Source organism: Shewanella sp. 125m-1, from assembly GCF_052977065.1.
Genome location: NZ_JBRILT010000061.1, coordinates 1 through 25,965 on the forward strand (window position 1 = coordinate 1; position 25,965 = coordinate 25,965).

Annotated in this window: 26 protein-coding genes and 1 tRNA gene; 12 read left to right on the forward strand and 15 right to left on the reverse strand. The window is 42.4% G+C overall.

Translation table 11 applies throughout. The features are described from left to right. Positions 1-124: 124 nt before the first annotated feature. From ACVBIK_RS19080 to folB, 5 genes are read right to left on the reverse strand one after another with little or no spacing between them, the layout of a single operon-like run. Positions 125-1,024 carry a L,D-transpeptidase family protein gene (locus tag ACVBIK_RS19080; RefSeq protein ID WP_447163747.1) on the reverse strand — a complete coding sequence of 300 codons (900 nt, stop codon included), beginning with the start codon at positions 1,022-1,024 and terminating at the stop codon, positions 125-127. A 53-nt stretch (positions 1,025-1,077) separates the two neighbouring features. Then, positions 1,078-1,911, reverse strand: coding sequence for a putative RNA methyltransferase (locus tag ACVBIK_RS19085; RefSeq protein ID WP_447162700.1), 834 nt, complete (start codon positions 1,909-1,911; stop codon positions 1,078-1,080). A 53-nt stretch (positions 1,912-1,964) separates the two neighbouring features. Beyond that, positions 1,965-2,765, reverse strand: coding sequence for an undecaprenyl-diphosphate phosphatase (locus tag ACVBIK_RS19090; protein ID WP_447162701.1), 801 nt, complete (start codon positions 2,763-2,765; stop codon positions 1,965-1,967). A gap of 23 nt (positions 2,766-2,788) precedes the next feature. Continuing rightward, positions 2,789-3,280 carry a 2-amino-4-hydroxy-6-hydroxymethyldihydropteridine diphosphokinase gene (folK, locus tag ACVBIK_RS19095; RefSeq protein ID WP_447162702.1) on the reverse strand — a complete coding sequence of 164 codons (492 nt, stop codon included), beginning with the start codon at positions 3,278-3,280 and terminating at the stop codon, positions 2,789-2,791. Next, a complete protein-coding gene (gene folB, locus ACVBIK_RS19100; protein ID WP_447162703.1) occupies positions 3,281-3,634 on the reverse strand; it encodes a dihydroneopterin aldolase in 354 nt (117 codons plus the stop codon). A 312-nt stretch (positions 3,635-3,946) separates the two neighbouring features. On the opposite strand from folB, the gene plsY reads away from it, so the two are divergent. Both plsY and ACVBIK_RS19110 read left to right on the forward strand, forming a co-directional pair. Next, on the forward strand, positions 3,947-4,549 hold the full coding sequence (plsY, locus tag ACVBIK_RS19105; protein ID WP_447162704.1) for a glycerol-3-phosphate 1-O-acyltransferase PlsY: 603 nt from the start codon (positions 3,947-3,949) through the stop codon (positions 4,547-4,549). Between the two features lie 309 nt (positions 4,550-4,858). After that, positions 4,859-5,482, forward strand: coding sequence for a 2OG-Fe(II) oxygenase (locus ACVBIK_RS19110; protein ID WP_447162705.1), 624 nt, complete (start codon positions 4,859-4,861; stop codon positions 5,480-5,482). 64 nt (positions 5,483-5,546) lie between these two features. On the opposite strand, the gene tsaD is transcribed toward ACVBIK_RS19110, so the two are convergent. Beyond that, positions 5,547-6,563, reverse strand: a complete 1,017-nt coding sequence (gene tsaD, locus ACVBIK_RS19115; protein WP_447160353.1) for a tRNA (adenosine(37)-N6)-threonylcarbamoyltransferase complex transferase subunit TsaD — start codon at positions 6,561-6,563, stop codon at positions 5,547-5,549. A 228-nt stretch (positions 6,564-6,791) separates the two neighbouring features. Between tsaD and rpsU the strand changes: the two genes are divergently transcribed. From rpsU to ACVBIK_RS19140, 5 genes are all read left to right on the forward strand, one after another. Further along, complete coding sequence (gene rpsU / locus ACVBIK_RS19120) at positions 6,792-7,007, forward strand: 30S ribosomal protein S21 (protein ID WP_142872304.1); 216 nt, start codon at positions 6,792-6,794, stop codon at positions 7,005-7,007. A gap of 7 nt (positions 7,008-7,014) precedes the next feature. Further along, positions 7,015-7,458, forward strand: coding sequence for a GatB/YqeY domain-containing protein (locus ACVBIK_RS19125; protein WP_299801993.1), 444 nt, complete (start codon positions 7,015-7,017; stop codon positions 7,456-7,458). Between the two features lie 120 nt (positions 7,459-7,578). Next, the gene (dnaG, locus tag ACVBIK_RS19130) at positions 7,579-9,309 is read left to right on the forward strand and encodes a DNA primase (RefSeq protein ID WP_447170285.1); all 1,731 of its coding nucleotides are present in this window, start codon (positions 7,579-7,581) and stop codon (positions 9,307-9,309) included. 126 nt (positions 9,310-9,435) lie between these two features. Beyond that, positions 9,436-11,271, forward strand: coding sequence for an RNA polymerase sigma factor RpoD (gene rpoD, locus ACVBIK_RS19135; RefSeq protein WP_447160351.1), 1,836 nt, complete (start codon positions 9,436-9,438; stop codon positions 11,269-11,271). 344 nt (positions 11,272-11,615) lie between these two features. Continuing rightward, positions 11,616-11,692: transfer RNA gene (locus tag ACVBIK_RS19140), tRNA-Ile, on the forward strand. A gap of 622 nt (positions 11,693-12,314) precedes the next feature. On the opposite strand, the gene ACVBIK_RS19145 is transcribed toward ACVBIK_RS19140, so the two are convergent. After that, positions 12,315-13,394 (reverse strand): CHAT domain-containing protein, encoded by a 1,080-nt coding sequence (locus ACVBIK_RS19145; RefSeq protein ID WP_447170286.1) that lies wholly within the window; start codon positions 13,392-13,394, stop codon positions 12,315-12,317. Positions 13,395-13,499: 105 nt separating this feature from the next. Here ACVBIK_RS19145 and ACVBIK_RS19150 point away from each other — a divergent pair, with 105 nt between their 5' ends. From ACVBIK_RS19150 to ACVBIK_RS19170, 5 genes are all read left to right on the forward strand, one after another. After that, positions 13,500-13,859, forward strand: a complete 360-nt coding sequence (locus ACVBIK_RS19150) for a hypothetical protein (RefSeq protein WP_447170287.1) — start codon at positions 13,500-13,502, stop codon at positions 13,857-13,859. Positions 13,860-13,868: 9 nt separating this feature from the next. Then, complete coding sequence (locus ACVBIK_RS19155) at positions 13,869-15,059, forward strand: tyrosine-type recombinase/integrase (protein ID WP_447170288.1); 1,191 nt, start codon at positions 13,869-13,871, stop codon at positions 15,057-15,059. Between the two features lie 193 nt (positions 15,060-15,252). Next, complete coding sequence (locus tag ACVBIK_RS19160) at positions 15,253-16,452, forward strand: DUF262 domain-containing protein (RefSeq protein ID WP_447170289.1); 1,200 nt, start codon at positions 15,253-15,255, stop codon at positions 16,450-16,452. Next, the gene (locus ACVBIK_RS19165) at positions 16,445-17,554 is read left to right on the forward strand and encodes an AAA family ATPase (protein WP_447170290.1); all 1,110 of its coding nucleotides are present in this window, start codon (positions 16,445-16,447) and stop codon (positions 17,552-17,554) included. The genes ACVBIK_RS19160 and ACVBIK_RS19165 overlap by 8 nt, the downstream gene beginning before the upstream one ends. Next, complete coding sequence (locus tag ACVBIK_RS19170) at positions 17,538-18,566, forward strand: hypothetical protein (protein WP_447170291.1); 1,029 nt, start codon at positions 17,538-17,540, stop codon at positions 18,564-18,566. Before ACVBIK_RS19165 ends, ACVBIK_RS19170 begins: the two co-directional genes overlap by 17 nt. 832 nt (positions 18,567-19,398) lie before the next feature. Here the strand turns inward: ACVBIK_RS19170 and ACVBIK_RS19175 are convergent. The 8 genes from ACVBIK_RS19175 to ACVBIK_RS19210 form a co-directional block, all read right to left on the reverse strand. Next, on the reverse strand, positions 19,399-19,950 hold the full coding sequence (locus tag ACVBIK_RS19175) for a hypothetical protein (protein ID WP_447170292.1): 552 nt from the start codon (positions 19,948-19,950) through the stop codon (positions 19,399-19,401). A 145-nt stretch (positions 19,951-20,095) separates the two neighbouring features. Further along, a complete protein-coding gene (locus ACVBIK_RS19180) occupies positions 20,096-20,845 on the reverse strand; it encodes a hypothetical protein (RefSeq protein WP_447170293.1) in 750 nt (249 codons plus the stop codon). 9 nt (positions 20,846-20,854) lie between these two features. After that, positions 20,855-21,772 (reverse strand): DNA polymerase, encoded by a 918-nt coding sequence (locus ACVBIK_RS19185; RefSeq protein ID WP_447170294.1) that lies wholly within the window; start codon positions 21,770-21,772, stop codon positions 20,855-20,857. Positions 21,773-21,898: 126 nt separating this feature from the next. Then, on the reverse strand, positions 21,899-22,621 hold the full coding sequence (locus ACVBIK_RS19190; RefSeq protein ID WP_447170295.1) for a hypothetical protein: 723 nt from the start codon (positions 22,619-22,621) through the stop codon (positions 21,899-21,901). Positions 22,622-22,745: 124 nt separating this feature from the next. Continuing rightward, positions 22,746-23,972, reverse strand: a complete 1,227-nt coding sequence (locus ACVBIK_RS19195) for a hypothetical protein (protein WP_447170296.1) — start codon at positions 23,970-23,972, stop codon at positions 22,746-22,748. A gap of 205 nt (positions 23,973-24,177) precedes the next feature. Next, on the reverse strand, positions 24,178-24,393 hold the full coding sequence (locus ACVBIK_RS19200; protein WP_447170297.1) for a glycine zipper domain-containing protein: 216 nt from the start codon (positions 24,391-24,393) through the stop codon (positions 24,178-24,180). 341 nt (positions 24,394-24,734) lie between these two features. Next, positions 24,735-25,166, reverse strand: a complete 432-nt coding sequence (locus ACVBIK_RS19205) for a DUF2787 domain-containing protein (RefSeq protein ID WP_447170298.1) — start codon at positions 25,164-25,166, stop codon at positions 24,735-24,737. Between the two features lie 102 nt (positions 25,167-25,268). Further along, positions 25,269-25,763: a hypothetical protein gene (locus tag ACVBIK_RS19210; protein ID WP_447170299.1), complete on the reverse strand. Its 495-nt coding sequence runs from the start codon at positions 25,761-25,763 to the stop codon at positions 25,269-25,271. Between the last annotated feature and the right edge of the window lie 202 nt (positions 25,764-25,965).

Sequence of the window (25,965 nt, forward strand, 5' to 3'; positions counted from 1 at the left end):
TTAAAAACACTCGGATTTTGCCATCTTATAAAGATCGGTCAACCGATCAATAAACTGCTAAATGATCGGCATTACCCAATATGGACGCCTTTAAAATAGTACCAATCAATAATCAACTTTACGATTAGCTTTGAATGTTCACCGGGATCCCAGCTTGAGTCAGTAACGCATCATTGGCTTTGCTGTAATCTACGTCTTCTTTACCAATAAACTCAACCACACCACGACTCATTTCACGGACCTTATCACTGCCACCGTTAGCCGTTGAAAGTGGCGAATGCACCTCGATTAATTGACGTCCATCAGGTTCTGTCGATGTTTTAACGGTTTCGTTGATAATCGTAACCTGGTCACCGTATTTTACCTTATCGAACAACCATTCAATGTCATCAGGATTGAGACGAATACAGCCTGCACTAACACGCATGCCGATGCCAAAGTCTTTGTTTGTTCCGTGAATAAGGTAGCTGCCGTCGCCATAAGAAAGCTGAATGGCAAACTTACCTAATGGGTTATCCGGCCCAGCGGGAACCACACGAGGTAACTCTTCGCCAAGTTCCTCTAAGTGCTCTTTACGAATACTAGCAGGCGGTGTCCAACTTGGATTAGGAATACGTGACTTGATCTTAGTGACCATTTCAGGTGTTTCTCGGCCAATACGGCCAATTCCCACAGGGAACACATGCACTTCTTTACCGCCTTTAGGGAAGTAATATAAACGCAGCTCAGCTAAATTAATCACCACACCTTTATGAGGCACATCAGGCAGTAACATTTGCGTTGGGATCAATAAACGGCTACCAGGTGTTGGCAAAAATGGGTCAACGCCAGGATTAGACTCCATCAATTCCAAAATACCGATATTGTATTGTTTTGAAATCGTCTGGAAGAAGTCCCCCTTCTGTACGACGTGCTCTTGCAACTCCCCAACTAGGCGACTGCCATCTTGAGGAATTGAATAAACATTGGCAAATGAAGTCAGTGGCAAAAATGCCAAGATGAACAACAGCAAATTACGCATCATCAGTTTTTCAGTTTCCGATTAGTTGAATAAGCAAAGGTTAACCTGAGCACAGATTATTTTCTAGTCATCACGTTAATAACAAAGTCGATTTCTAATGTATCAAACTGAGCATGTTGAATTTGATGACGCACCTTATCATTCGCACGCCATGCATACGGTGTCATTTCAAGTAGTGCTATTGCCTGTTCGCCCGATACACTTGCCGTAAGAGATAAGCGCTCACTATGCTGCAACTCAAGCTCTTTAGGTAAATTATCACTAACTGGCTTTTCAGATAAGTCTGGGTAGATAAACTCACGAATTTGCCATAAATGCCTAGGACCCGCAGCCACTTGCAGTATCACGCCATCTTGCTTCAGTACACGAGTCAACTCTTTGCCTTTTAACTGCTTATCGATCAACGTGACCAAATCAAAGCTTTCATTGGCAAAAGGTAAGTGCTTCAACGTTGAAACGATATAGGTAGGACTCGCCTCCGCTTTAGCAGCAGCAAATATGGCATTCTCAGCTTCACCGATACCCGTTTGGGTTAATGACAGCTCGGGCTTTAACTCAGACAAAATGCCCTTTACCGTACGCAAGAAGTAACCATCACCACAATCAAAGTCCAGCTGAGACAAGGCCTCTGCGGAGATAACTTGAGGTAACTCAGCAATAACCTTGGCAATCGCTTGTGCTAGCGGAATATAGATCCCCGACTCAAGTACATAGCGCTTAGCACGCATCACTGCGCGTGAGTCTGCTTTAGGTTTTTTGGGTTGGCTAAACACCCAGTAGCCTTGCTCATTGATGTCAAAGTGATGCTTGTTTTCACAGTGCAAGCCTTTCGACTCTTCATGCACCATAAAGGGTGACTGACATACAGGACAAAGATAAATACTATTCATAACACGCTCATCAATTAGCTTGAATGCTTAAATTATAGGGTGACTTTATCTATTTACAGAAAGATAAAGCCACATAACACCGCACCTAAAGCGAGGCGATAAATCACAAATGGTGTCATACCCATCTTACTTATGATCTTCAAAAAGTAATGGATACAGATGTATGCCGCTATAAATGACACCACGATACCCAAACCCAGTGCTTGGTAATCGATAACTTGACCGCTATCGAGCAGATCTTTAGTGACCAAAATCGCAGCGCCTAAGCTCACAGGTACCGACATCAAAAATGAAAAACGTGCCGCGGCTTCGCGACTTAATCCTAGCATCAAGGCTGCGGTAATCGTAGCACCAGAACGTGAGGTACCTGGTATAAGCGCCATCGCCTGTGCAATACCAATCACAAGGGCTTTTTTCCAGCCGACTTGAAACTCATTAAACCCTTCACGCTGCATTTTATCTGCCCACCACAGTAATAGACCAAAAATAATGGTGGTGGCTGCAATCACTTCCATATTGCGAAAATGGGTTTCGATAAAACCTTTTGCGCTAAAACCAACAATTACAGCAGGAATAGTCGCTAAAATAATCCACCAAGATAACTTACTTTCTTGGGTTTGCTTACCTGTAACAATACTGCCTGTCCAAGCAGTAAACATTGATAACAGCTCGCGGCGGAAATACATCACCACGGCTAATAGCGATCCCGTATTGACTGCCACATCAAACGACAAGCCTTGATCTTCCCAGCCCAACAGCTGAGCAGGTAAAATAAGGTGAGCAGAACTTGAGATCGGCAAAAACTCGGTGAGACCCTGAATAAGAGCCAATATAATCACCTGAAAGGTATCCATAACTATCCTAAATCAAAAAAGGTTTACTTCGACCAGCTAAACTCTACTGGCCATAATGACTGCTGACTCTTGTCGTAGTTATCCCAAAGGGCTTGGTACGACTGTTGGACAACGGGGTGGATTAAAGAGGGAGCAATTTCCGCTAATGGCCATAAAACAAAGGCATTATAAAGGATCTCCGCTCTTGGAAGTTCTATTGGCTGAGTTGTAACGGTATCGTCATACAGCAATAGATCTAAATCTAAAGTTCTTGGGGCAAATTTCTTAGCCCCTTTCACTCGACCATGGTTCTGTTCAATCTGTTTAAAAGTGCTAACTACCTCAGCTATCGGTAACTCAGTTTGGGCGGCAACCACCATATTAAGAAAGTTAGTCCCTTCAAAACCCACAGCTTCACTTTCAAATACTGACGACAGTTCGAGCGCATCAAAATAGTCATTAAGATCGGTTAACGCAGCCTTAAGGTGACGTTCAGGTTCGATATTGCTACCAAGGCTGATAAAAATCTTCGCCATCTATGCATAACCTCTTTCAATCTCGACACCCACTGCAGATGCTGTGGGCACCGCTCCCGGCTTCATCACTTTAACTTTGACCCAAGGCACATTAAATTCACTCATCACACAAGCTGCAATCAACTCAGCTACGGTTTCAATTAACTCTATCGGCTTTTCGGTGATCAACGCTGTCAATCGGTTCGACACCGTTTCATAGCAAAGGGCATGCTGATAATCATCACTTGCTGCTGCAAGTCGATTATCCCAAGCCATGTCTAAGTCGATAAGCAAGCTCTGATGGATCTGTTTTTCCCACTCATAGATCCCGATTACGGTTTCAATTCTCAGTTCTCTAATCAGTACTTTATCCATGATGTCTCCAAAACGTTAATCAATGACTCTGAGGTCAGATAAGCTAAAACGAACAAAAGAGATATAATCCGCCCCAAAGCTGAAATATTACGCTAACGCTCTTTCTAACGAGACCAAACCAAAGTAGGATAACTCTCGCTATATAAAGAATTATTAAATAATTGTCGCTTATGAGAGCAAGGCTGCGACCAAAGCATTTCAAACAATATTTTATGTACTCGTTATGTGTTTAATTCATCTGTAACCAACAAAACACACAAGCACATTTTTTATGTGGCGCGATGATACCCTAAGAAGGATAAGGAAACCAATTTGACCGTAACTGTACTCACAATCGTCATGATCTTGGGCGCCTATTTGGCAGGCTCAGTGTCGAGTGCTGTTTTGGTGTGTAAGCTACGTGGTCTTCCCGATCCCCGCACCCAAGGCTCAGGGAACCCTGGCGCGACCAATGTGCTACGGATCGGTGGAGCCAGTTCTGCCGCGTTAGTGCTATTTTGCGATATGTTAAAAGGCGCCGCTCCCGCATACTTAGCCTTTAGACTTGGTGTCGACCCTATCGCATTGGGCGTGATTGCTATTGCCGCCTGTCTTGGGCATATTTTCCCAGTCTTTTTTGACTTCAAAGGCGGCAAAGGCGTCGCAACAGCATTCGGTGCTATGGCTCCTATCGGTCATGACCTAGCACTATGGTTAATGGGCTCATGGATTGTCATCCTTCTACTCACACGTTACTCCTCTTTCGCGGCAATTTGTACCGCGTTACTGGCTCCGGTATACACCTGGTGGCTCGATGACAGATTTACTATCCCAGTAGCCATGCTCTCGACGCTGATAGTAATTCGTCATAAAGACAATATTAAACGCCTGCTTAAGGGTGAAGAGTCTAAGATTTCTCGAAAAAAGCCATCGTGATATTAAAACAAATGCCTTTAACAATTGATTAGCTCGCTAGGATTAATCTCTGTACCTGCCCCTTTCAGCTTTCTTCTGCACGACCTATTTACACGAAAGAGTATTTTAGAAATTGCTTTTTAACTAAGGCTACCTATACTTGCTGCGATTGCTTTTTATCCATCGCGGACTATAACCGCGCCGATTTTGATTGAGTTGCTAGCTTGACCGAGCCGCAACCCGTTCTGACACTACCTCGAATACAGCGCTCAGCCTCTTTGAGCCTGCCAGTAAAGCTATCGTGTTCTCTCCTTTTGAGTACCTTTTGTTATGGTTCCACAATTAAGTGAAGCTGTGATGGATACCATTGCCGATGCATTGGTTGAAACCGGCTATATCGTTCTGTCCGACGCGCTACCGTTATCTGTATGTGAGCAGTTATTACAAAGCTCTAAAAGTGCCACTTGGGACGACTTTCGACCTGCGGCGATTGGACGTGGTGGCGAACAGCAACGCGTAGAAACGATACGCAGCGATAAAATTCGTTGGCTGTCAGAACAGCGCCCTTCAGACAAACTCTACCTTGAACTCATGACACAGCTTCGCGAGGGCATGAACAAACGACTGTTTTTAGGACTATTTGATTTTGAGAGCCACTACGCCATTTATGAGCCTGGTGCATTTTATCAAAAACATTCAGATGTATTACAAGGAACAAGAAATCGCATTTTAACCTCAGTCCTGTTCCTCAACCATGACTGGCAACCCGAGCATGCTGGTGAATTGATCGTATATGATAAAAGCGATAATAAACTAGCAACCATTACGCCTGAATTTGGTAAATGGGTGGTATTTTTAAGCGAACGCTTCCCCCACGAAGTACTGCGCACCGGAGTTAACCGTTACAGTATTGCGGGCTGGTTCCGTGTGAGTAACGCTAACCACGGATTTTAATAGATATACTGTAGTCATAAAAACGGCGCTCAATGAGCGCCGTTTTTTTATTTGTTTTAAAACCTTAATCAACAGGCTCTAAAGTATCGAGTGGCCATCTTGGCTGCCCTTTTACCGCTAGGTCTTCAACTTGACCCGCTCTTAAACGCTGCAGACCGGCATAGGCAATCATCGCGCCGTTATCGGTACAGAACTCACCGCGAGGGTAATACACTTTACCACCTAAGCCTTGCATCATATCGCTCAAAGATGAGCGTAGACGAGTATTCGCACTCACGCCGCCCGCAATCACAAGGTTCTTATAACCCGTCTGCTTTAAGGCGCGCTTACATTTAATCGCTAAGGTATCAACAACAGCTTCTTCAAAGGCGCAGGCGATATTGGCGCGAGTTTGATCATCTTTCGGCTCTGCAGCAATCGTATTTGCAGCAAACGTCTTAAGGCCAGAAAAACTCATGTTAAGCCCAGGCTTGTCTGTCATAGGACGAGGGAAGCGATAACTATTGGGTACGCCTTTAGCGGCAAGTTTTGACAACCTTGGACCACCAGGGTAATCAAGCCCCATTAATTTAGCGGTTTTATCAAATGCTTCACCAGCTGCATCATCAACAGACTCACCCAGCACTTCATAGCGGCCTATTCCTTCAACGCCAACCAGCATGGAATGACCGCCCGAAACCAACAAAGCAAGAAACGGAAACTCTGGTACGTCATCTTCCAGCATGGGCGCTAACAAGTGCCCTTCCATATGATGTACACCAATTGCAGGTTTATCCCAGGAAAATGCCAATGCACGCCCCACACAAGCACCGACTAATAATGCGCCAATAAGTCCAGGCCCTTTGGTATAAGCAATACCATCGATATCCTCGATAGTCATGTCAGCATCGGCTAACGCCTGGCGTATTAAAGGTACAATTTTGCGAACATGGTCGCGAGAGGCCAACTCAGGCACAACCCCACCATAGTCGGCATGCAATTTAACCTGACTGTAAAGCGCATGCGACAGCAAGCCCTTTTCATCGTCATAAACCGCAATTCCTGTTTCATCACAGGATGTTTCAATACCTAAAACCCGCATTATTTCTCGTCTTCGGTTGACATAATTACCGCTAATTCTACCTGTTGTGCTTTAATTACTCCATAGTCCTGTCACGGTCTGCGGATAATATCGACGAATATGCCCTATTCAGATCGCTTTAAGGGGTTTACAAGAGGGTGCGAGTCGGTATAGAATTCCGCACCATTTTTAAATAATCTGAGTCAAGTAATTGTCTCAATACAACCTACACCTAAGGGGTGATGGCGTATGCCAATTATTAAAGTACGTGAAAACGAACCATTCGACGTAGCTCTTCGTCGTTTCAAGCGCTCTTGTGAAAAAGCTGGTATCTTAGCTGACGTTCGCGCTCGTGAATTCTACGAGAAGCCAACTACTTGCCGCAAGCGTGCTAAAGCCGCTGCAGTTAAGCGTCTAGCTAAGAAGCTTTCTCGCGAAAACGCACGTCGCGTACGTTTATACTAATCTCATTATGAGCCTAGTTGATCAGCTAAAAGACCAAATGAAAGAAGCCATGCGCGCGAAAGAAAAGCTGCGTTTGGGGACGATTCGTATGGCACTAGCCGCCGTTAAGCAAGTTGAAGTGGATACCCGCGAAACTCTGACTAACGACCAAGCTATAGCGGTCTTAACCAAAATGGTAAAGCAGCGTCGCGATTCTATTGCTCAATATGAAGCAGCAGGCCGTGACGAACTAGCGCAGATAGAAGCAGAAGAAATTCTAGTTTTAGAAAAGTTTTTGCCTCAACCTCTTTCAGAAGAGGAAGTCATTGCGTTAGTTGATGCAAGCATCGTTGAGATGGGAGCATCCACCATGGCGGATATGGGTAAAGTAATGGGAGCATTAAAACCAAAGGTAATGGGTAGAGCTGACATGGCGGCAATTGGCGCTATGATCCGTGCAAAACTCAAATAACTTTAGTTTTATTGCATGAATGAGCCGTGCTTCTGCACGGCTTGTTTGTTTTCGAAATTCCCAAATTTGATTTCACGAAACTTTTGATTTCACGTAACAAGGCGGCATTTAACAATACTAATGGCGATACCTCGTGATTTTATTAATGAGCTAGTAGCTCGCACTGATATTGTCGATCTCATCGACCCTAAAGTGCCCCTAAAAAAGGCGGGTAAAAACCACTCTGCCTGTTGTCCTTTTCATAGCGAAAAATCTCCCTCTTTTACAGTCAGCAGAGACAAGCAGTTTTATCATTGCTTTGGCTGCGGCGCGCACGGCAACGTCATCGATTTTGTCATGGAATATGACCGACTCGACTTTGTTGATGCCATTGAAGAACTCGCCGGACAATTGGGACTTGAAGTTCCACGGGAGCAAGGTACAGGGAAGCCACGCGATCAAGAATTGAGTCGCGATTTATATCAGTTAATGGAAGAAGCTAGCCTATTCTTTCAAAGCCAACTAAGGCAACACACAGACAAACATAAAGTCCTTGATTATCTTGAACATCGAGGCCTTTCAAAAGAAGTGGTTGAACACTTCAATATCGGCTTTGCACCCGATGGGTGGGATGGCTTACTCAGCCGTTACCGTCAAAACCAAGACTCGCAAGACAAGCTGCTTACCGCAGGAATGGTGATCGAGAACGACAGTGGCAGACGCTACGATAGATTCCGCGACCGCCTAATGTTTCCAATCCGAGACAGACGCGGACGAGTCATCGGCTTTGGAGGCAGAGTTTTAGGAGACGGTACACCGAAGTACTTGAATTCTCCAGAAACGCCCATATTTCATAAGGGTAATGAGCTTTATGGCCTATATGAATTAAAACAGCGTCACCGCGAACCACAAAGAGTCTTGATTGTTGAAGGCTATATGGACGTAGTGGCACTGGCACAGTTTGATGTTGACTATGCGGTAGCCTCTTTAGGTACATCGACCACAGCTGATCAATTTCAGTTGCTACTACGTAGTGCAAAAGAAGTCATCTGTTGTTATGACGGTGATAAAGCCGGAAAAGAAGCTGCATGGCGCGCACTAGAAACTTCACTGCCGCTGCTGAAACCAGGTAATCAGGTTCGATTTATGTTTCTTCCTGAAGGTGAAGATCCCGATACCTTGGTTAGGCAAATTGGCAAAGAAGCGTTTGAAGCGCAAATTGACCAAGCTATGGCACTTCCTGAGTTTTTGTTTGAGAACCTCACAAAAACTTATGGCAATGAAGATAAGAGTGTATTGGCAAAAAATGCCATTAAACTCATAGAAAAAGTACAGGACACTGTATTACAGAGCCTGTTACTCGAAGATTTAGCACACAAGCTAAGAATGAACGGTGCCGATGAGCTTAAGCGAAAATTTAACTTTTCAACTAAGATGGCCGAAAAGCCAAGTCAGCACAAAGCGTTGAAAGGACGAGGTACGCCTCTGCGATTAGCCATCGCGTTGCTAGTACAACATCCGCATTTGGGTGAAAAACTACCCGAACAACCAGCGCTAAAACATATACAGATGGCCGGCATAGACTTGCTGACCCTTGTATTAGATTTAACTCGCGGGCAAGCAATAAGCAGCGCACAACTACTTGAACAGTTCAGGGGCGATAACCAATTCAGCACCCTAAAAAAACTGACCCAATGGGATCATCAAGTGGCGGATGAAAACTTGCTTCAAAAGTTAAAAGAAACCCTCGTGTGGTTAAATAACCAGTATCTTGAACAACGTTATCAGGAACTGAGTATGAAGAAGAACCTCACGAAAGAAGAACGGTTACAGCTTAGTAAGCTAATTTCAGTGATTAAAAGTAAGGCTTAGATAGAGATTTAGCCTCAAAAGTAAACACTTGGACTAGCACAGAGAAGCACCGAAGGCTATAATTGACGACTTGCGCGGCTGTTTTTTGCCCGTCGTTTTAACTGTTTCCCAACTTGGATGATATCTATGGATCATACTCCGCAGTCGCAACTTAAATTGTTGCTCGCCAAAGGTAAAGAGCAAGGTTACTTAACCTATGCAGAAGTGAACGATCACTTACCTGCAGACATGGTCGATTCTGACCAGATTGAAGATATTATCCAGATGATCAATGACATGGGTATTCGAGTCTATGAACAGGCTCCGGATGCTGATGATATCATGATGTCTGAAGACAGCACCGATGAGGATGCTGCTGAAGAAGCTGCTGCTGCGCTTGCAACAGTAGAATCTGAATTAGGTCGTACAACCGACCCAGTACGTATGTATATGCGTGAAATGGGTACCGTTGAACTTCTTACTCGTGAAGGCGAGATTGTTATCGCTAAACGTATCGAAGAAGGTATCAACACGGTTCAAGCATCTGTAGCGGAATATCCGCAAGCGATTGCTATGATCCTTGAGCAATTCGACCGTTATGAAGCTGAAGAAGTCAGACTATCTGACATTATCTCAGGCTTCATCGATCCAAATGCTGAAGATGTTGCTCCAACTGCAACTCACGTTGGTTCTGATTTATCTGATGATGAATTAGATGACGAAGACGACGATGACGATGATGATGATGACGAAGAAGAGGAAGGTCCAAAGGGTCCTGATCCTGAAGAAGCTAAAGAGAAATTCACTACGCTTCGCGTCGCTCATGAAAACGCATTAAGAATCATTGCAGAAAAAGGCCGTGGTCACCCTGAGTCGACTGTCGCCCTTTTTGAAATTGGCGAGATCTTCAAAGAGTTCCGTTTAATGCCTAAGCAGTTTGACCGCTTAGTTAAAAACATGCGCTCTATGATGGATAAAGTCCGTGTTCAAGAACGTTTGATCATGAAGCTATGTGTTGAACAAGCTAAAATGCCGAAGAAAAACTTCGTCAAAGTTTATACTAGCAACGAAAGCAGCATTGAATGGTTCAATGACGAACTCGCATCAGGTAAATCATATGTAGAAGGTCTACAAATGGTTGAATTTGATGTACAGCGTTGTCGTGCAAAGCTTGATGCTATCGAAGTTGAAACGGGTCTAGCGATCGGTGCAATTAAAGATATCAACCGTCGTATGTCTATCGGTGAAGCGAAAGCTCGTCGTGCGAAGAAAGAGATGGTTGAAGCAAACTTACGTCTAGTAATTTCTATCGCGAAAAAGTACACCAACCGTGGTCTACAGTTCTTGGATCTAATCCAGGAAGGTAATATCGGCTTGATGAAAGCGGTAGATAAGTTCGAATACCGTCGTGGTTATAAGTTCTCAACTTATGCGACTTGGTGGATCCGTCAGGCGATCACTCGCTCTATTGCTGACCAAGCAAGAACGATCCGTATCCCAGTACATATGATTGAGACAATCAACAAGCTTAACCGTATCTCTCGCCAAATGTTGCAAGAGATGGGTCGTGAACCTTCTCCTGAAGAGTTGGCAGAGCGCATGTTAATGCCTGAAGATAAGATCCGTAAGGTACTTAAGATAGCTAAAGAGCCGATCTCAATGGAAACGCCTATTGGTGACGATGAAGATTCGCACTTAGGTGACTTCATTGAAGATACGACGCTTGAACTACCTCTTGACTCAGCGACAGGCGAAAGCTTGAAGAACGCGACTCACGAAGTCTTAGCAGGTCTAACGGCTCGTGAAGCTAAAGTACTGCGTATGCGTTTTGGTATCGACATGAATACTGATCACACGCTAGAAGAAGTGGGCAAGCAGTTTGACGTAACACGTGAACGTATTCGTCAGATTGAAGCTAAAGCGCTACGTAAGTTGCGTCACCCTTCTCGCTCTGAGATCTTAAAGTCGTTCCTAGACGAGTAATCGTCAAACACTTTAACTCAAATAGAAAAGCTGCCGAATAGGCAGCTTTTTTTGCTTAAAAATGGGTATGACTACCGCTGTGAGTAATCAATCAAAGCTCCCCCTCAGATTAAGCACCTCAATACTACGCGTAACAAAACTATCTGTAACCTAGTCGCTATGACCTTGAATTTTGCTCAAAAATTCGATTAATCATAAAAGTGGTCATTAAAACCAAGCCATATTGATTAACAGATAAGCAGTCGTGCATCTATAAGTGTATTTCGAGTAAAATCTCTGGTGACAAGCGCCAGTAAACCTCGTATACTTCTCAGCGCTTTCGATAGTGACGACTATCTTAAGTCGGCCCCTTAGCTCAGTTGGTTAGAGCATACGACTCATAATCGTCAGGTCCCCAGTTCGAGTCTGGGAGGGGCCACCAATTTTGATAAGCCGCTTAAAGAAATTTAAGCGGCTTTTTCATGCCTGTAATTTGACTGCCGAAACTCGTCCTGTCCATATCCGGTCTGCAATCTTTTCCGGTAAATACTTGTTGGCTCACTACAACAGTACCTATCAGAGAATTGGCATAAGCTAAATTTCTATTGGTAGAGCTAATGAAATGAACCTAAGCTGATTCTAGTCAGTGATTCCCTCGGTAATACTAACCAATGCACCCCCCAAAAAAAATTCAAACAAGTATTACAACGCCCTCTCTAACAGCCAAATTTAGCCGTTGATCTCAGGATTGGTATTCATACTCAAATCAGTGATAACTCTGCCCTAAGAGCTTGTAGTGCGATTCTGCTATAAACGTAGTGGTTGAGTTGGCTTTCTGGAACTAGATGAAATTATAGTGTGAAATGCAGATAAATTTCCCTACACACTACCGTCGACGCCGTCGGAAAAACCGCTAAAAATCACTTCAAAGACCGGAGGAGGACCGGACGGGGTTAATTGGTGCCGAGATTACTAGAACCCTAGATCTTAGAAGTTAGGTGAGACAAGGGCTAGAGAGCGATTACTGGGCCAATCTAGTGTGACCGACCCAGCGACTTAGGATTTTAAGTTGAGTGGTATATGTGATGTTCAGACTCTTCTGGCCTTACAATTATTAGCTCATCACTATTTAGTCCCGATTGAACAAATAGTTCAGGAGTGTTTTCTTCATTTAGGCCTTCCATCATCACAAGAGCTTTAGCTTGGTTGAATGCTTTACTCAAAGATAGGCCAAATCCTATCGCAGAGTAAAACTGTGATGCGAATATTCTAGCTGCTTCATCTCCAATGCTGGTGTTCATACCAATAGCAGCTTCAACATGCTGGACAACAGCTTCTGCTTGATTGAACGAAAAACATGTATTGAAAAACACTAACCGCAAATCAGAGGTTGATGCCATCATTGTTTGTACAATAGCTTCTTTACTAACTAGCTTTGCATTTCCTTGAGCGTCTTGAAATACAATCTCATCAGCATCAGATCCATGTCCGCTAAAATGAACGACTGTAGGATTGAGCTCATTGATGGCTTGTAGGACATCCATTGGTTGAACTGCCCAACGAGTTTCAAAAATAACAGAATCTCGATGTTTCGCTTTTCGGACCATTTCTGTTATTGCTCTAGCTTCCTCATCTAATCGTAGTTGTCCTGCATCTTTAGGATTGGCAGCTAAGAACAGAACAACAACTTTTTCTGGAAGCTGTTTTAGTTTTTCTAAATCAAGCTTTATCTCTCTATGGGCGCTCTCATGACGAATCAGTGTATTGTCAATATTATTCAGGGTAGCGTCTTGTTTTTTTCGGATACGCTCAGACTCTTGAGCTTGCTTCTTTAAAGCTTTCTCCTCTTCTTTAGATACTTTACCTTGCTCATTTATTAACTCTTTATTTTTACCTGACAGCTTGGTTTCTAATGCTGCAATTTTCTTTTCCGTGTTAGCTAAGTCTTTCTGTAGCCTTTCTATTTCCCGTAGTTTTGTTCTGATAGTACTTTCAGACTTTGACCTACTCATAGCTTGTTGAGCTGAATTTATTTTTACATTGATGTTAGCAATTTTCTGTTGTTCTTTAGCTTTATCTTGCTGTAAGCGAGCCATCTCATTTTGTTTACGAGCGACATTCCTTCTATATGTATCTAGTAGCATTCCACATCCTCTTCATAACATCTCCAACAACCTTACTTGTTACCGAATCTGCCTAATTAACAAACACATATTAACTTCATGATACTAAAATCCATGGAGTTAACTATGTTCAAAATCACGAATATTCAACAAATATCTATACTACCAATAACTACAACCCTGCAAGAACAAACCCTAGCCCTACTCACTGAGCCATTTAATGATGAAGCAGAAGCTCAACAGGTATGGGATGAGCTGCAATGTGAACTCTGGTTCCTAACCTCAATTTCTGACCTATCTGCCGACGTCGTCGACGGTGAAATGTTAACCCGAACTCTGTCTTACATCGAATTTGAAGATCAGCTAAATGGTGGCCTTGTACTTACCCTAAGCATTATCGATAACTCTGGGCGAGGCATTTACCTCTTAATGCAGAAGCAATTGCAGGTCGAATTAATGCAATACCTATCTACTTCTGATGAGTAAGGTAATCCAATGTTATCGAAAAAATTCAAATTCAATAAACGCCAACTTGACTCACTACCGCCGACGCCGTCGACGAGTCGCAGCAAAGAAACTGAGTACACCGATGAGTTATGTTCAGGACTGAAATTAATCGTTAATCGTCAAGGTAGAAAGCGATTTCTGTTCAGGTATACGCTAAATCAGGTTAAGAAGTCAGTTCAGCTAGGTGAGTACCCAGGATTAGACATTGTAACCGCAAGGCAAATAGCTAACGATCATAAGCGAGAGATAGCGCTAGGTAATGACCCTAAACAACTAAGGGATGAGAAAAACAATATACCGACGTTCTACGAATTTGCAGAGCAGCATTACTTACCCTATGCCAAGGTTAATAAACTCACTGCCCGCAATGATATTGGTAATCTCAAGCTACACTTCTACCCACATTGGAGGAACAAGCCCCTTAATGAAATTAGTCAGCATGACATTCAAAAGTTATTGGATGAATTACTTACTAGTCGTAAACCAGCAACAGTAAACCGACTAAGAAGCCTTATCCTGCGCATGTTAAGGCTAGCGATGGAATGGGGATTCATAGACCATAATCCGGGTCAATACATCAAGAAACTCAAGGAGAACAATGTCAGGCAACGATTTTTAAGTCGTGATGAGGTGGCTAGATTTATTCAGGCATGTAATGCTGAACCTAATCGCACTCAGGGTAATGCATTGAAATTCGCGTTACTAACAGGGATGCGTATAGGTGAAATTACAAATTCCAAATGGGAATGTCTCACTGTCGACGACGACGGCAATTGGAGCCTGTTTTTACCGCACACAAAATCTGGCCTATCGAGAACGGTGTTATTAAATAATTTAGCTAAGGAGATTATTCATGCTCAAAGGCAGTTTAAGCCACTACAAAACCCCTATATCTTTGCCAGCCATGAATTGGGTAAGGCTATAACTAATCCCAAGAAGGCATTTACTAGGATTAAGGCCGCAGCAGGTATTTTCGATAATTTTCGTATACATGACCTGAGGCATAGTTTTGCATCTATCTTGATCAACAGTGGTAATGCAACACTCTATGATGTTCAGCACTTGTTAGGGCATCAATCACCACAGACCAGTACTCGATATGCTCATTTGGCTAGTTCTAGGCTGAGAGAGGTTAGTGCAAATGTGGCTGAATTAGTAAGTGAGGTGAGTAAAGCATAAGGAAAACAATTTCGAGCAGTCATAAGCTTTATATGTGGCTGCTCAAAAGTTAGAACAGCCTTGAGGATTGTTTTTAGGCTTTTAAGTGCAGTGTAACTATTTTTTGAGTACTCTGGAATCTAACCTTGGAGAATTTTCATCAAATCTCGTAGTATAGGTATATTACTCCTTATTTTCATAATGAGCAGACTAAATGCCTGAGCATCTCACACAAAACTTAAATCAACTTGATCTTCAATTGGCGATCGAAGAGCAGGAACTAAAAGCTGAGCATGAAGATGCCGGTACTATTCCAAGTATTCACCCTTGGGATCCTGATAAAATTAGGATTACGACTAAACATTTCACGTTGAGAGAAGTTGTAGATCAAATTGGAGATAAAGACATTGATTTGTCTCCTGATTTTCAACGAGATTATGTTTGGAGTGACAAGCAGAAAACGAGACTAATCGAATCTGTTTTGCTAGGTATTCCGCTTCCTGCCTTTTACTTTAATCAAGAGTCGGATGGCTCATATCAAATCGTTGACGGTGTTCAAAGACTCTCGACTATTTCTTCGTTCATGAGAAATGAGCATACATTGAAAAAAATACAATTAGAGTATTTAAAAGATTTCGATGGTCGTAAGTTTAGTGATTTAGGGCCTTTAGAAATCCGCCGTTTCAGAGCGACTCAGATTGTAGTTCATGTTATTGAACCTACAACTCCAGTAGGGATCAAATATGATATCTTCAGTCGAGTAAATACCTTAGGTAGCCCATTGAAAGCTCAAGAGATAAGGCATGCAATGAGCACTTCTCGCTCTAGAGGTTTTTTATCATCGCTAGTCGAGAATAAAAATTTTGATGAAGCAACAGATTTTAATTTTTGGAAAAAATTGGAAACTGGAGAAAATATACGCCACAGCGGAAGAATGACTGATCGAGAAATTGCTTTACGTTTTTGTGCATTTAAAGTCTCCACTCTTGATGAATATAAACAATTTTCAAGCCTTGACCGTTTTTTGGTGAATTTTACTGACCGTTTAGATGATAAGCCGAACGCTGAGAGTATCTCAGATAATGATATGGATGATTTAATCACCTCTTTTGACTCGGCAATGGTAAGTGCACAAAAGATTTTAGGGAACCTAGCTTTTCGACGTATAGAACCAGATAAAACAAGAAGGGGACCAATTAACCGAGCCATTTTTGAATCTCAGAGTATCGCGCTATCTAGGTATTCGACAAATAAGCTTCTCTCAAAGTCTAATGAAGTTAGATCTGCACTATTAGATCTGTTTCTAAATGATGAATATACTAAATCTGTGACAGTCGGTACTGGAGCGCCTAATTCTGTAAAAGTACGTTTAGATATGCCTAGAATAGCTTTAAGGAATATTTTTAATGATTGAACTACTCCAGATTTCAGGCTTTAAACGTTTTGAAAGTAATGAATTTGAACTGAAAAAAATAACGTTACTAACAGGAATGAATGGCGCGGGGAAATCTTCATTAATTCAAGGAATGTTATTAGCTAAAGAAGCGTCTTTAAGTAGTGATACTGTTTCTCTTGATGACAGTTATGGCGTTGATCTCGGAACTGCGGTTGAGGTATTAAACTGGAATTGTGAGGACAAGATCTCACTAGAGCTAGGCGCGAATGCGTCTTGGGAACTCCAGATGACATCAGAAAATGCTTTATATTTAGCTGTGACTAAGAGAAATGTTACTGAATTACCTTTTTCTTTTAGCCGTCAACCTAGAGTATTTACATATTTGTGTGCAGAGAGGGTCGGTCCCCGAACATCTTATACATTATCACCAACCCCCCCAAAAATGCTTGAGATTGGTGTAAAAGGAGAAAATACAGCTCAACTTATAGAAGCACTTGGCAATGCTCCGTTACCAGACTCAGAAAGAGTGCACCCTTTAACGAACTCAACTGATACCATTTTCTTAACATATCAGATTGAAAAATGGATAAGTGAAATCGTTAGACCAATTGAAATAAAAGCTGAAAGAGCACAACAAGTAAAATCTGCTGTTTTGAGCTTCAAAACTCCGGGGGGGGAATGGGTTCAAGCTACAAATATGGGGTTCGGTGTTACCTATGCACTCCCTATAATATTAGCAGGTTTATTAGCACCTAAAGGTAGTTTACTGATTGTAGAGAATCCAGAAGCTCATCTACACCCCGCTGGGCAATCGAGGATGGGGGTATTTTTGGGGTGGCTAGCGGAACATGGAGTTCAAGTAATCGTTGAGACTCACTCCGATCACTTACTAAATGGTGTTAGAAGATCAATAGGTGAATATAAATACATTGATTCACGAAATGCGGCTGTTCTTTTTTTTGACGAGAATGCAAAAAACAAAGTGTATTCTCCTTTAGAGTTCACCGAAGAGGGTGGAATACCCAAATGGCCTAAAAGCTTTTTTGATCAGTATAAGTTAGACACAGCCGCTTTAGGCCGTATCCGCAGGAGTCGATTGCATCATGTCATTCGTAATTGATTCTAATGAGTGGGACTTTAATGGCCAGAATGTAGAACAGGTATCAGCAAAGCTTGAGCAGTTATTAGCTCGTGTTGATATTGCTAATCAACGCGGAGAAAAAATATTTATTGGTAACGATCTACAAAGCCAAGTAGTCTGTGGAACAATGGATTTATGGGGGTTTCTTTATAGTGAAGATATGGCTGACATAAGCGAAGATATTATTTCAGAACTAACGGCTTTCTTCGGAACCGGTAATTATTACGAAGATGATTCCGAGTGCTGGCCTACGGGTTTTCCTGAACAGATGGTGAGCGACATAGCAGGCTGTGGCCTAGGACCTGATCTTTCTTTTGCTCATTTACATTTGCTTGATAGAACCCCCTTCGCATGCATTACACTGAACAACAATCAAAGTATTATTACCAACTCAGTAAGACAGAGTGATGTAGAGTTAAAGTATATTTTTAATGAAATAAATCACAAAGAATTTTGGCGAGAAGCTGGATTTGAAATATTGCGAGATAATGCAAAGACACTTAAATTATTAGCGCCAAATGCATATCCTAATTTACATTTTTTTAAGAGTGTGTGGGATGGAATTGTTGATTTTGAAGGTGGATATGTAAGAGTTTCTGCTGAGTTGAGGAGATATTTAGCAGTGCTTGATGATATTGGCCATTGGTTTTTTACTGAGCCACCACCAGCTATTTCTCCCACAGATACTGTAAAGCCGTTAACAGGCCGAAACCCAACAAGTGCAATTATTGAAGAACGATTCAAGGGGGCGGGGTTAACAATGGCTCCAGAGAAACCTAATGTTCGTATAAAAGATAAGCATCGTAAACCACGAGAAATCTTATTTGAATGGACTAATGAAGCAGGTAGAAAAGAAACTAAAATATTATATTGCGAATGGCATGGAAAAATTGAGGCTCATACAAATAGAGTTCATATTTACCCACCAATACCCGAATCCGGAAATAGACTTATTGTTGCCATTTTCCACAAGCACTTGCCTTTACCTTGATCCAACCCTCACTCACCAACTTAAAATCCTAAGTCGCTGGGTCGGTCACACTAGATTGGCCCAGTAATCTCTCTCTAGCCCATGCGCTACCTGACTTCTAAGAACTAGGGTTCTAGTAATCTCGGCACCAATTAACCCCGTCCGGTCCTCCTCCGGTCTTTGAAGTGATTTTTAGCGGTTTTTCCGACGACGTCGACGGTAGTAGTTAGGGAAATTTATCTGCATTTCACACTGTAATTTCATCTAGTTCCAGTCAACCGACTCAAGCACCACGTTCATAGCAGAATCGCACTACAACCTCTTAGGCCTGAGTTATCACTGATTTGAGTATGAATACCAATCCTGAGAGTATCGGCTAAATCTGGCAGCCAGAGAGGGCGTTGTAATACTTGTTTGAATTTGGGGGGAATTGGTTAGTACTACCGAGGGAAACACTGACTAGTATCAGCTTAGATTTATCTCATTAGCATAACGGATTAAACTACAACTAATGCCAATTCCCTGATAGGTATTGTTGTAGTGAGCTAACGAGTATTTACCGGAAAGGATTGCAGACCGGATATGGACAGGACGAGTTTCGGCAGTCAAATTACAGACATGAAAAAGCCGCTTGAATTTCTTCAAGCGGCTCATCATAATTTGGTGGCCCCTCCCAGACTCGAACTGGGGACCTGACGATTATGAGCGAAGACCCTGCCACATCCCCAAACATATTTAACAGCCTAATTCAGGGCTAAAATCCCCCATCAAATCTTTGGTAGCAAAACGTTGTCGCCATCGACGGTGTCTGATTCTGACGACGCCGTCGAAGGAAGATGAAAAGGTTTTATGGTTACGAGAGACCGGAAGCAGAAACCATAACATAGCGTTCGCTATCACGACCGATTTTAAAGTGAATACCGTTGGCGTTCAGACTACTTTCTTGCGCCTTCATCTTAGCAGTCAATGCAGCAGCTCCCTTTGGTAAAAAATGGCTGTTCTCAAATGCCTGTAGTTTAGTAAGCAAGCCAGAAGGTGTACTCCGCCAAGCTTCACCTTCTTTTAAGGTCTTTATTAATTTCTGCAACGCTATAGTCAAACTATCATCAACCATGCCAGAAGCCATAAGTGATTCAACATTTCTCTGGTACGCTAGTTGCAACTTCCCTTCTGCCAACCCTAGCACTTGTTCTAACGCCCCTAACCACTGGGCAAAATCCATCATACGGGCTGAATGCATCACTTTAACCTTCGGTAGTACCGCCATCGCTTTAGCTGTAAGCATTAACAGCGCCCCATAAATGTCAGGCATGAGATTATCAAGCTCAGCTTTCAATAACTGCTCAGACTTTCTCTGCTCAATAACCATAGGTTTAAGTTTCACATGCACACAACGAGAAGCCAAATCGCTTTCCTTTACAATGTCATGTATAGCATTCAGCACTAGCGGGCTGTGCAGTTCTAGGAGCGTCAGCTCATCTGTTGTGTATAGCGTTCGTCTTGGTGCACTCCCCTTAGTCGCAGTCGTACAAAGCATGTCACTCTGCGTTTTAGTGAGTGAACGTAAATTGTCGAACACAGCCAGAAACATACTGTTTAAAATTAATGCGTAATCGTCCATTTTTTTTTGTTAGTGCAACACCTGACATAGTGCTAGGGTCTACTACCCCCCTAATGATGTTGTTACAGAAAAAGCTTTTACCTGATCCTTTGTCTCCCTGTATGACTAAAATTGGGTAAGGCAGCCCCTTGGCTTTAGGTGTAGCCAACAAATACGTGATATAGCCAACCAAAATAAAATAAGTCACATCATCGGTATTGATAAAAGACCGTAGATCTTTTAACGCTGCTGGAATCTGCTTATTGCTTAGCCCCAAATTGGGCATCACTGTTGGCTGTTGGAAATCTGGTCGCATAAAATAGCTATCTGGTACATGGTCTATAATCTCTGCTTTTCCGGGAGACACCTGAACAACAGACCCATTACACATATCAATCTCAGTACTGATACCATCTTTAGAGAGTGCGTAACGCTTATGGTGCTTTATAGGCTCACTCTCAAGGTCAAAAGCAACAGCCTCAAGCTCTTCACAGATTTCCTCAACACCTTTCTGGCTCAATCTTAGAGCCAATGATTTAGCCATCCGTCTGATAATCTTATGCCCTCTTTTACTTTTCAGGTACACAACCTCTTTAATGCCTAATACAATATCAACAAGCATTACCTTGTTATTTTCATCTACCTTAATAAGCTGACTATCAAACTGCTCTACAAAATCATTAATATCGTTACTTTTCACAACAAAACCTCAAATAGTAAATTCAACACTTACTTTTAAATTAAATCCGTCGAGCACTTTGGCACTCGCCAAATAAAGAACCCGAATCGCCTTACTTATTTCACTGTCATATTTACTTTTTGAAACCATCACCAAAAATGAGTCATGGTTAGTTAGCAGTAATGGAATTTTGGCAGCATCAAGCCCTAGGCAAGCTCGACGCATAATGTCGGCACCTGTTGCTTGGATTTTCCAATTCCTCAGTGAATTAGTCTTATCTCGCTCATCAATGGCATAACGCCAATCGAGTGAGCCTACCTCTTTGTTACGTTTCGCTTCTCTCGCTACACCATCGAGATACCGTCCTATCGGCTCAGTCACCCTTTTAACCTGTTGCATCCAAATGCGAGTTGTCGGGACACTAACCCCTAATGTTTCAGCTAGCGTTGCCTCACTAATGCCATATAAGAAGGCTATCAATAGTCCCTTTGTTTGCTTCCTTGTTAGCTCAGAATTCGTTATCGCCTGACGAATTCCCTCATAAATATCCCCTTCTCTGTACCAGTCTAAAAGCGTCTGGCACCTAGCTAAATGGGCAGCAATCATCGGCTCCTGCTGCTGATAGTCGAGTAACACATAAGCATAACCATCTGGTGGTTTTAGGATGCTAGGCCAGTACTCCTTCGGTACATAGTTCAACGAAGAACCTAGCGCCGTATCACGCCCCGTTTTAGTATGGTACGGAGACACATTTGGCCTATGCCAGTATGAGTCCCCGTCCATAGCTAGGTCACTAAGCAGACCATCTAGTAACATTGCCACATGCTGACTTGTTTTTGACTTCTTCTTTCTATACCTCACTACCCGCTGAGCGATAGCATCATGGTCAACCCGAATACTCCCCCGGTACTGCAAATGCTTTAGGTGTTGAGCTATACGGTTAGACACTTCTCTCGGCACCCATCCAACTAGGTCAGGGTGCCTTTGTCTAAGAGCTGCTAAATCCTTACAGCGCAGCAACTGTTGATTTAACGCATACGTGTTTTGACCTAGGCCATATCTAGCTGCACAGCTTCATAACTTAATGTCATCGAAACTCATGCCAGCATCCATATCCATGTCCGGAATTTCGAGACCTGCTTCCCAGTCATCTTCAGTGTCAGTGGTGTTTATAGACTCTTGAATTTCCGTAGAAATTGCCTTTCCCGTGTCGGTGACGACGTCTACTTTTGGTTCGTCGACGACGACAACGCTACCACTGTCTTTTTTCACTGAATTCCGAACCATAGGGTGATCCAAACTAGTAATGTGATCCTCACCATCAAATGTTTCGCACAGAGCTGCATCAATTTGTTCGTCAGTAACACTGAATGGTGCAATACTTTCTTCAACAATGTAGCCATAAACCTTCGCCTCATAATCTCGATAAACTGAAATGGGTCTTTCTTTTGCTACAGCCAGTAGCTCCAGACTTGAACGAACCCATGTGTTAGTTGAGTCCACATCGAGAATTGCAAACCGAACCTGCCCATCTACAGTATAAATAATATGCATTGCTTTGATTTTGTAGTCTGAAGTCGATAGCTGAGAAGCAACCTCTTCATCTAGTAGGTAGGTTTTCTTGCTCTTTTTATCGTCTGCATACTGCTCGATAACAGCAACGTTGATGCTATAGGACAGACTCTGGAAAATAATGTAATCTGGGAACGCACGTAAGTTTGCCACATTAGGATTGATAGGAACTTTTAGCTGACCAATTGAAAGCGATCCTAACTTTAAAGAATTGAATTTATTCATAATATTTACTCCAGCAGTATGTCGACCAGCCCTGTGCTGACCGATGACTGTATTAAACTAGAGTCTGTACGTGCAAAATATCCCGTGAACTCGGGAAAGATCTATTTTTGGTTTTTCTGTCGGTTTACTCTTCAAGGCAAGAAAAAGTGCCTGTTTTACAATGCTTCTTAAGCTGCACCGTTTCGTACCCCATTTCAGGTTGTTTTTTATATTGAGTTCTCCAAGCGGAAAATATGTTGTTTAGCGTCTTAGTTCTAGAACTAACGGTATCTTCCATACTTGATTTTTCACCAACCAGAAAGAACTGATCATGTTCGGCCATCTGGCAAGCCAAGTTGTTTGCAGATGTACTTTTATTCTTTAGATATGAGTACAACCAAGCTTTGATAAAGAGCCTTCGTAGACACTTAGGAATATTCGAGTGGTTAGTCTTTCTTTTCCACATCAACACCGCAGTTGATGGACTTTGTCCTATCGTCCCTTCTTGCTCGATCGGTATGATTTTTCCTTGCCGGTTAGGGATACTTTCCAGCTTTTTCATTAATTCGTAACTCAGCATTAGCTCAGGGTATGGCAACACTTCATAGTCACTGGGGAGTATTGTTTTCCCCTCTTCAGCTACAGGTATTTCGACCACATGATTTTTAAGGTATTGTTCTCGATAATCTTTAATTGAGTACAACAAGATGGTAGCTAGGTAACCAAACTTGGTTCTTCTATCAAGGTCGTACTCTATGTGGTTGTTGAATACGTTGGTATGTGACCAGACATCAATGATCTCGATGTGCTCTTTACACATTCTTTTCAGTTCATAAATCAACTCGGAATTTAACCAAAATCCCGGTCTCCCCGAATTTAACGTTGGAACAATATGTGGAAGTGTTGAGAGCCATGACTCAGTGAACTCTTGGGCACTATGTTGAATGCTATCGCTTACTGAAATTGAGTGACCTTGCACACTGAATAACTCTTGATTTAATGCTGCTTCAGCCTGTTGTTTAATACGCTCTTGTTCGTTTTGAGTTTCAACCTGCTGCACAAACGACTTACCCAACACATAGAGAGCATCATTTATATAGATATCAATGTCTTTTAAAGTAAACAGATTTAAGGCATAAATGTCATAAGGATCTTTGTTGCCGGGAAGATAAAACATACCTGCTGGTTTTCGTTGCTCAGAGGGTTGTGAAGTTATTTGCCTGGTGCGTTTCCAAAATTCTGGATGCTCATAGCTTGGCTGACCATTTTGTTTCAGTACGTAAAGCTCAGGGTGATAATTAGTAATGCACTGCTCGAAGGTTTGCAGATCAGGATCATTCGGATCAATTTTAAAAGGTTGTCTTTTCGACATCTTATCTTGGTCGCTTATTTAGGTTTAACAACATAATAAGCCAAGATACCAGAGACACTAAAAAAAATTAATTTTTACCATTTTGTTGACGGCGACGACGGTTGTTTTTCATACGACGAACCTCAACCCGACGGTACCGTCAACATTTACAAAAAAAAGTAGTCGCAACTCATCAAGTCACCACTACTTTTATCGTATCTATGCTTTAATCGTCATCATTCCCCAGCACATAACCAATCGTGCCACCAACCCCAGCACCAACAGCCATACCTATCGGACCAAAGAACCGCCCTACCATCATGCCCGTGGTTGCACCTTTCATCGCGCCTTTTGTGCTGCCTTTTATCTCGTAACTGATTTCATCGGCATTGTTGCACTTCATGACTATCGCGCTTGTTGGCGCAGGTGATTTATCTAACATCGTTTCTCCCTTCTTATTAGCTTGCTTGAGTTGAACTTTTACCGATTTACTCTTATGTCAAAAACTCACTCAAAATCGACTAGAGTGGTTAAAATTGAAATTCTCTCTTAGCTTAAAAGCTATTGTGTAACGCTCATCAAATCACTCCCACCTGAAATACAGACTCAACGGATTGGCAAAACGTTGTAGGTGCAATCTCCATGAGAGCAGCCATTGCCATTGCCATTGCCATTACCCCACGCTTCGCATGGCGCAATGGCAAGCCTGAATAACTCCCAATACTCTCGACTCAATTTTATGGTTCATACATGGTGATTTAAGCCTCGTTGACGACTTATACGCTAGTCTGTTGCCACCTTTATTTCATCGAAAACGTCCATCCCGACATAGGCTAAAAAGTTCATCTCCCACATCTGGTAGAAGTCCATTGCTGAGATCTCACTAATGGGTTGCGGCCTCATGTAAGCAAATGACACTAGCCCATTATCAAAGTCAAAATCGACCTCTTTAGCCAGTTCAGGATAGGGATGCCCTACATAGCTAAAGTCTGTGATGTAACTAAAATGCCATTGCCCATCTTCTTGCTCGATACGGATTTCAACCGGATGCCAACCACCTGATTCAGCACTGTAACTGGTATCTCGAAAGTTAAAAGTCAAAGCCTTAGTTGATGCAGTTGGTAAGTTCTGTTGGTTAGCAATTTCGTTCAGCTTATCTTGCAAATCCACTGTTACAGGCAGCAGCAAGCGCTCAACGTTAAAGGTTAAGTTCATAATAAAGTCTCTTTTAAAGGGTTAGGTCGGTACTCTTGGGTAGAGTGTTGTATGTAAATCTAGAAAGGCGTTACAGGGTAAGATGCGATGAGGAATTACCGATTATTTCGTGGTGGTTTCAGTAGTAGCTAGAGAGCGCAACTCATCACGACGCTGTACGTACTCAGGCGCTAAAACATGCAGAAACACCGATTTTTCAGTTGGGTTGATAAGTAGCAATCCACGTAAACATGCCGCCAAGAACCCAGCGTTATTCGCACTGCCACCTTTGAATACTGATTTAATCACGGTACTTTTAAAGGCTTTATCTGATTGTTCATCAAGTACAGCCAGAATATCTTCAAGCTTGATCCACTCCTTAGAGTGAAGCCCACCACCTTCATTGCCTGATAACCGTAAATACAGCTGGTTATCTTCATCATGCAAGGCTATTTCATAGAACACATGGTTAGTCGTTTTAGGCGATAGCTTCTTGGCCTTGCCTTCTAGGACTATATTGGTGAAGGGGTTCACAGGAATGTCCTCTGTAACTACTTGTTCATTGTTTTCAACAACAACTGGTTCAACAACGTCTTTATTACTTAATTTCTTAGGCATATGTCACCTCATCTAAGCTAAAAATAAAATGCCCTATACTGGATAACCAATAAGAGCCATTACAATTAAATAATATACGTTTGTTTTTAAAGTTATTTCAGAGGTAAACGTCCTGTTTTTTCCTGTCTGCTTCCGGTCTCTCGTAACCATAAAACCTTTTCATCTTCCTTCGACGGCGTCGTCAGAATCAGACACCGTCGAT

Excerpts from the sequence above, each read along its gene's own strand:
- ACVBIK_RS19080 (WP_447163747.1), bottom strand. The coding sequence starts at position 1,024 with ATGATGCGTAATTTGCTGTTGTTCATCTTGGCATTTTTGCCACTGACT.
- ACVBIK_RS19085 (WP_447162700.1), bottom strand. The coding sequence starts at position 1,911 with ATGAATAGTATTTATCTTTGTCCTGTATGTCAGTCACCCTTTATGGTG.
- ACVBIK_RS19090 (WP_447162701.1), bottom strand. The coding sequence starts at position 2,765 with ATGGATACCTTTCAGGTGATTATATTGGCTCTTATTCAGGGTCTCACC.
- folK (WP_447162702.1), bottom strand. The coding sequence starts at position 3,280 with ATGGCGAAGATTTTTATCAGCCTTGGTAGCAATATCGAACCTGAACGT.
- folB (WP_447162703.1), bottom strand. The coding sequence starts at position 3,634 with ATGGATAAAGTACTGATTAGAGAACTGAGAATTGAAACCGTAATCGGG.
- ACVBIK_RS19110 (WP_447162705.1), top strand. The coding sequence starts at position 4,859 with ATGGTTCCACAATTAAGTGAAGCTGTGATGGATACCATTGCCGATGCA.
- tsaD (WP_447160353.1), bottom strand. The coding sequence starts at position 6,563 with ATGCGGGTTTTAGGTATTGAAACATCCTGTGATGAAACAGGAATTGCG.
- rpsU (WP_142872304.1), top strand. The coding sequence starts at position 6,792 with ATGCCAATTATTAAAGTACGTGAAAACGAACCATTCGACGTAGCTCTT.
- ACVBIK_RS19125 (WP_299801993.1), top strand. The coding sequence starts at position 7,015 with ATGAGCCTAGTTGATCAGCTAAAAGACCAAATGAAAGAAGCCATGCGC.
- dnaG (WP_447170285.1), top strand. The coding sequence starts at position 7,579 with ATGGCGATACCTCGTGATTTTATTAATGAGCTAGTAGCTCGCACTGAT.
- rpoD (WP_447160351.1), top strand. The coding sequence starts at position 9,436 with ATGGATCATACTCCGCAGTCGCAACTTAAATTGTTGCTCGCCAAAGGT.
- ACVBIK_RS19145 (WP_447170286.1), bottom strand. The coding sequence starts at position 13,394 with ATGCTACTAGATACATATAGAAGGAATGTCGCTCGTAAACAAAATGAG.
- ACVBIK_RS19150 (WP_447170287.1), top strand. The coding sequence starts at position 13,500 with ATGTTCAAAATCACGAATATTCAACAAATATCTATACTACCAATAACT.
- ACVBIK_RS19155 (WP_447170288.1), top strand. The coding sequence starts at position 13,869 with ATGTTATCGAAAAAATTCAAATTCAATAAACGCCAACTTGACTCACTA.
- ACVBIK_RS19160 (WP_447170289.1), top strand. The coding sequence starts at position 15,253 with ATGCCTGAGCATCTCACACAAAACTTAAATCAACTTGATCTTCAATTG.
- ACVBIK_RS19165 (WP_447170290.1), top strand. The coding sequence starts at position 16,445 with ATGATTGAACTACTCCAGATTTCAGGCTTTAAACGTTTTGAAAGTAAT.
- ACVBIK_RS19170 (WP_447170291.1), top strand. The coding sequence starts at position 17,538 with ATGTCATTCGTAATTGATTCTAATGAGTGGGACTTTAATGGCCAGAAT.
- ACVBIK_RS19190 (WP_447170295.1), bottom strand. The coding sequence starts at position 22,621 with ATGAATAAATTCAATTCTTTAAAGTTAGGATCGCTTTCAATTGGTCAG.
- ACVBIK_RS19195 (WP_447170296.1), bottom strand. The coding sequence starts at position 23,972 with ATGTCGAAAAGACAACCTTTTAAAATTGATCCGAATGATCCTGATCTG.
- ACVBIK_RS19200 (WP_447170297.1), bottom strand. The coding sequence starts at position 24,393 with ATGTTAGATAAATCACCTGCGCCAACAAGCGCGATAGTCATGAAGTGC.
- ACVBIK_RS19205 (WP_447170298.1), bottom strand. The coding sequence starts at position 25,166 with ATGAACTTAACCTTTAACGTTGAGCGCTTGCTGCTGCCTGTAACAGTG.
- ACVBIK_RS19210 (WP_447170299.1), bottom strand. The coding sequence starts at position 25,763 with ATGCCTAAGAAATTAAGTAATAAAGACGTTGTTGAACCAGTTGTTGTT.